Genomic DNA, 1,615 nt, shown 5'->3' with positions numbered 1-1,615 from the left:
CTGGTGGTTTTAATCACATTGCCCCGGGTATCATACTCGGTGGTTTTCAACGCCCATTGGGTTCCGTCTGTTGCGGTTTCATCCTCACTGTGAGCCGTATAAACTTTCGTCTGATTACCCAACGCGTTGTATTCAAAACGCGTCAGTATTTGCGCTTTTTTCTGTCCATCGAGAGTGGTGATATCACCTAATTGAGTCACTTGATTCAGCGCATCAAACTCGGTGGTGGTCACATGGCCTAACGCATTCTGCTTGGCAATCACGCGCCCCAATGCATCATAACGAAGATGCGTCGTGTGACCTTCACCATCGGTCTCATGCATCATCTGATTAACAGCATCGTACTCCCGACTGGTCACAAAGCCGCGCTGGTTCATCATCTTGACCATATTGCCTTGAGAATCGTACTCATAAAACATCGACACATCATCAATAACGACGGAGCCATTCTCACCAGTGATTTCAACGTCTTTTTTAAATTCCTGTGTCAATTGGTTCAGAGCGTTATAACGATAAGTAGTCTCAAGCCCGGCATTATCACGAACCTCCAGCACATTGCCCCAGCGATCAAACTGAGTCCTAATTTGGGGCATTTCATCTACAAAGCCACTCTCTGTCAGATACCCCTCAACTAGTGCAGAAGCCCCCCCAAGGTACTCCATTTTAAACTGTGGCAGTACAGTTAAAGTTTTTTGTCCCAGCTTGTTATAGGCATGCTGCGTTAATCCATTCGCTGGATTATATTCGGCAACACGTAGGCCTTGCAGGTTGTAACGGTACTCTTTAAGAACACCATCATTCTCGTTGCTAGCAATCAACTGGCCTGCCGCATTGTAAGAAAACTGCTCTTCAAGACTCGCAATATAATCTGCACGACTTGACGTTGCTTGAAGCTTAGAGCCACGAGCCACCATCTCGCCATAACCGTTGTACACCATGGCCTGAATTTGCTGACGTTCTTGATTATCAATATTCAGCTGATTAGCATTGCCGAGATGGGTAATCGTCGCAACCTGGCGATCCAATTTGTCGTACTGAAATTCAGTATGCGCTTCATAGGTCGTGGTTTTATTCGCGTCTTGATACGTACGGAATACATCCGTTACATTACCTGCTGCGTCACTACGATAACGAGTCTCATTGCCTGCTGCATCGACTTCACGGGTTTTGCGACCCAAGGCATCAAACTCAGTGATGAGTGTTTGGTCTTTGGCAGACACGGTGATGGCAAAGTCATCGCCTGCTTTCCATGCAGACCGTTGTGCATCATTTAAACCAACGCCCGATGTCCATTGTTGAATTTGATTACCATAAGCATCATAGCCATAACGCTGATAAGGAGAACGCAAAGCACCGTCACTCAACTGAGTGCCATCGGCATTTAATACACCACCATAAGTCAGACTGTCGCCAGAACCGGTTTTAGTTAATGCCGCATTATCCAGTGCCATACGAGCTTCTGAGACCACATCCACCACTCGGCCTAAGGCATCATAGCGAGTTTCGGTAGTAACTTGATTTACTGTCTCTTTGCTCACATTACCCAGTGCATCGTACTCTACCGCGCGCAACACAACGTCTTGCGTATTGCTATTTGCATTGAAAGTACCTTGAC

At 46.6% G+C, this 1,615-nt stretch carries 1 protein-coding gene; it reads right to left on the bottom strand.

What is annotated here, in order from left to right; genetic code table 11:
- Nucleotides 1–1,615, bottom strand: a 1,615-nt coding sequence (locus NH399_RS25310; RefSeq protein WP_253044307.1) for a hypothetical protein, incomplete at both ends; no start/stop codon positions are given.

This window comes from Pleionea sp. CnH1-48, assembly GCF_024124665.1.
Taxonomy (GTDB): Bacteria; Pseudomonadota; Gammaproteobacteria; order Enterobacterales; family Kangiellaceae; genus JAMXSB01.
The sequence above is the reverse complement of the archived record's forward strand: the minus strand, read 5'-3'. Positions and strand labels throughout refer to the sequence as shown.